This window comes from Rhizobacter sp. P2_H3 (assembly GCF_056403355.1).
Map to the genome: position 1 here is coordinate 1 of NZ_JBFUFQ010000338.1, position 4,439 is coordinate 4,439.

The 4,439-nt window shown below is 74.0% G+C and carries 2 protein-coding genes; both read right to left on the reverse strand.

Features of this window, described 5'->3' with window-relative positions:
• Nucleotides 1-540: DUF3999 family protein (locus AC1D1T_RS30265; protein ID WP_477993135.1), on the reverse strand; the 540-nt coding region annotated here is incomplete at its 3' end.
• Nucleotides 537-4,256, reverse strand: coding sequence for a DUF2339 domain-containing protein (locus AC1D1T_RS30270; RefSeq protein ID WP_477993137.1), 3,720 nt, complete (start codon nt 4,254-4,256; stop codon nt 537-539). The genes AC1D1T_RS30270 and AC1D1T_RS30265, both read right to left, overlap by 4 nt.
• Between the last annotated feature and the right edge of the window lie 183 nt (nt 4,257-4,439).

Sequence of the window (4,439 nt, forward strand, 5' to 3'; positions counted from 1 at the left end):
CACCCCACCGAGCTCGATCACGCTGCTGTCCAGCCGCTGCTCCTGGTGCTGCAGCGACACCAGCTGCACCTCGGTGCGCACCATGCGCCACTGCGTCAGGTCATCGCTCGCCTCCACCGCGACCGGCCAGGCGCCGTTCGCGCGCTCGGGGAAGGCGAGCGCGACCTCCATCACCGAGCCCTTCACGCCGCGCAGGTCCAGCACCCAGCCGCGCGGCGTGTCGTCCGGCGCGTCCTTCGCGTCCTTCCTGGCCGGCTTCGCCGCGGGCAGCTTGAAGACCGGCACGCTGCCGGTGGCCAGGCTCTGCTGCGCCGGGGGCGCTGCATCGGCCCAGGCATGGGGCAGCGGCTCGCCGAGCGCATTGCGCAGCTGCAGCCCGCGCAGGTCGGCGGTGCCGGCCTGCAGCTGCCACGCGAGCGGCAGCTCGAGCGTGTAGTACGGCCCGGCGCCTTCCAGCTTGAGCCCCGCCGCGGGCGGAACCGCCGTCGCCGCCATCGTCCACACGGCCAGCATCGCCGCCCCGATCCAACGCGCGTTCATGCTGCCACCTCGGCGTCGACCGCCGCCGCGCGCCGTGGCGGCACCGGCGCGAAGTACCCCACCACCAGCAGCAGCACGCCGACCACGATGAAGGACACGATGCGGTACAGCCCGCCCTGGTCGGCCAGCTCGACGAAGAACAGCTTCAGCACGACGACGCCCAGCAGCGCCGCGCCGACGATCCACACCGTGCGCAGCACGCGCCGGTGGCCCAGCAGCATCAGCCCGACGCCGACCAGCGACCAGGCCACCGACAGCATCGCCTGCGTCAGCGTCGACGCGAACAGCGAAGCCTCGTCCCACGGCACATCGGCCGCGTGGTGGGCCAGGCGCAGCACCAGCCCGGTGTAGACCGCGAAGGCGCTCAGGCCGAGCACGCCCAGCACGGCCGCCGGCGGCACGCGCTCGCGCACCGGCTGCGGCAGCGCGCGCAGCCACAGCGCCAGCACCAGCAGCGCGAGGCACTGGCCGATCTCCAGCGGGTTCAGCAGCGGCAGGTACGGCAGCGGCGCGGCCGTGCCGTCGTGCGCSTTCGCGCCCCACACCCACAGCAGCAGGCCGAGCGCGAGCGGCGCCGCACCGACCACCAGGTAGGCCTCGCGGAAATCGGCCACCGGCCAGCGGCGCAGCACCGCCGGCCGCGTCAGCGCGAACACCGCGGCGGCGATCACCGGCACCCAGCCGAGCACGCGCCAGGCCGAACCGGGTTCCCCCGCGTCGAACAGATGCACCGCCAGCTCGCCCGCCGCCACACCGACGAACAGCCACAGCCCGAGCACGTGCACCGCCTGCAGCGGCCAGCCGCCGAGCCACGCCGCCTGCCGGCGCAGCAGCAGCACATGCCACAACAACGCCACCGGCCACGCCAGCCAGCCCAGGTGGGCCGACGGCGTGATGTCGAACGCCGCCATGCCGAGCGCGATCACCACCAGCGACGGCAGCGTCAGCGCGGTGGCCTGCCCGAGCACGCGCCACTGGCGCCACGCCGCGAGCATCGTCGCCAGCACCGAGCTCGCGACCACGCAGCCGACCAGCGCCGCCGGCCAGCCGTCCCGCGCATCGGCGTCGCGCAGCAGGTGCAGCACCTGCGGCACCAGCATCAGCCCCCACCACAGCAGCGACCAGCCGACGATGCCCCATTGCACGACCGCCTGCCGCGTCCACGCGAGGGCCGCGTTCGATTCCGGCCGCGCCGCGCGTTGCAACGCGTCGCCGGCCAGCAAGCCGGTCAGCGCGAGGCCCAGCGGCAGCCCCAGGCGCAAACCGCCGAACGGCGCATGCGCCAGCAGGTCCGGCCCGAAGGCCAGCGTCGCCACGGCAGCAGCCACCTCCAGCAGCAGCCAGCCGAACGCCAGCGCCGGGTGCGCGATGCGCAGGCCGAGCCACAGGGCACCGACACCCAGCCACGGCCACACCAGCGCCGCGCGTTCTGCCGGCAGCACGCACAGCAGCCCCAGCGCGACCACCGCCAGCCCGGCGAGCAACGCGGTGCCGCTCGCCAGCGACCATTGCGGCAGCGCGTCACGCTCGTCCATGGCCCGCAATTGAGCACGCAGCTCCAGCCACGCGGTCGCGAGCAGGCTGCCACCCACCAGCAAGGCCGCGACCAACCCTGGCCACCCGTCGCGCGGCGCGTCCAGCGGATCGAGGTGCAGCGAAGCCGCCAGCCCCGCCAACGCGACCAGGTGCWAGGCCCCCGCGCAGGCCATCAGCACGCGCAGCGCAAAGCGGTGGCCGAGCGTCGCCAGCACCAACGCCAGCAAGGCGGTCGCGACCGAGGCCCACAGCGGCACCAGCACCATCCATCCGAGCAGCGCCGTCGCACCGGCCGCGAGCCAGGGGAGCGCGATGTCGTTGCCCTGCTCCCATCCGGCACGCTGCGCCGCCGGATGACGGTGATGCACGCGCCACATCGCGAGCACGCTGCCCAGCATCAGCAGCACGCCGATCAGCGAGCCGTCGATCAGCGGCGTGCCTGGCGTGAGGTCGAGCGACAACGCACTCACCAGCCGCACCACCGCGCCGGCCAGCACCGCGAGCGCGAACGCGCGGGTGTAGAGCCGATGCTGGCGCACGCCGAGCCAGAACATGCCGGCCGCCTCCACGGCCCAGGTGGCACCGGTCCACGCGCCCTCCAGGGCTAGCGGGATCGCGAGCGTGGCGAAGATCACGCCGACGATCACATGCGCCTCGCCGAGCAGCGCATAGCGGATGCGCGCACTGCGCAGCAACGCGCCGCCGATCACGAGGTAGAAGAACGCGAAGCCGAGCGCCGACCAGGCCGCGCCCCATTCGGTRTCCTTCACCATCAGGTACTGCAGGCCGAAGGCCGCCAGCGGCACGCCGAACACCAGCGCGCTGTCGACGCGCCCGACCTGCTGCAGCGCCTGCCGCGCGCGCTGCGCCAGCGGATCGGTCACGGCAGGGTCGTCGCCCAGCGCCAGCGCGCGCCGCGCGAACAGCACGCCGATCGCGGTGAACAGCACGAAGAACAGCAGCAGGAAGGCCTGCGTCGATGCGTACAGCGCGTCGGTGTAGTGCGCCTGCGCCCAGGCGCCGGCCAGCGTGAAGGTGCCGACCGCGCCGATCAGGTTCAGCGGCCGCCACGCCTTGTGCCATGCCATCAGGAAGATGCCGACGTCGAGCACCGCGAGGTAGCTGAACAGCGCGATGTGGTTGCCGCCGCCGGTGGAGACCAGCACCGGCGCGAGGAAGCCCTCGGCCACTGAGACGTAGGCGAGCCACGGCGCGTTCTGCAGCACCGCGAGCGCGGCACCCAGCACCGCGACGACCGCCATCACCGCGAAGGCAGCGCCCGGCGGCAGCAAGCCGTTCAGGCGCAAGGCCGCCAGCGCCGTCAGGTAGAACACGCCGATGCCGGCGCCCTGCAGGATCAGCCCGTAGCCCTGGCCGCCGGCGGCATCGCGCCGGTCACGCAGGCGCCAGCCGAGCACCAGCATCACGACCCCGACCAACGCGACGCCGGCGTAGCGGAACTCGACCGGCAGGGTCGCGCGCTCGGCCACATAGCGCAGCAGGAACGCGAGGCCCAGGAACAGGATCAGCACGCCCACCTTGACGATGGTGTTGCCGCCGAAGATCCAGCGCGCGAGGAACGGCGGCAGGCGGTCGCGCAGCGGCAGCGTGGGTTCGATGGGCGGCGGCGGCGGGGTCGTGCGCGATGGCTCGGTCCACGGGGCGGGTGCCGCGGGCTCCTCGGCGGCTGTCGCCACCGCAGGCTCGAGGACCGGCGCGGGGACGGGTTCGGGGACCGGCACCGCGATCGACGCGACCGCGGGTTCGATCGATGCGGCCGCACTCGGCACGGGCCGGGGTTCGAGGACCGGTTCGAGATCGAGTTCGAGGACGGTGTCCGGCACCGCCGCCGGGACAGGTTCCACGCTGGCGGTCACCGCGCCAGCCGACAGCCGCTGCACCTGCAGCCGCAGTGCGCTCACCTCGTGCTCCAGCGCCGCGACGCGCTGCGCGAGATCCGGCGCTGCTGGGGCGATCATCGGCGCTGCGCCCTGCGGCATCGCCGCCTCGTCCGGCATCCCGGGCCAGGCCTCCTCGGCCGGCGCTGCCGCCTCGGCCTGCTTCGACTTGCGGATCTGCCACACCACGAGCGGCGTCACGATCAGCATCACCAGCCCACCGGCCGGCCCGCCGAGCGCCAGGCCCACCAGGCCGCCCAGTACCGCATAGACGAAGTTCATCGGCCCTCCACCGCTGTCCTTGTGGCGGCGATTATGACGAGCGCCCCGGGCGCGCCCGGACGCCCTTTCGGGGGTTGCAGGGGATCAGGCGCCGGTGAGGTAGGCGACCAGCTGCCGCTCGGCCACCGACCAGCCGCGGCGCCGGCGCAAGGCGGCGAGCCGCTCGGCCGCGCTGCGCAGCCG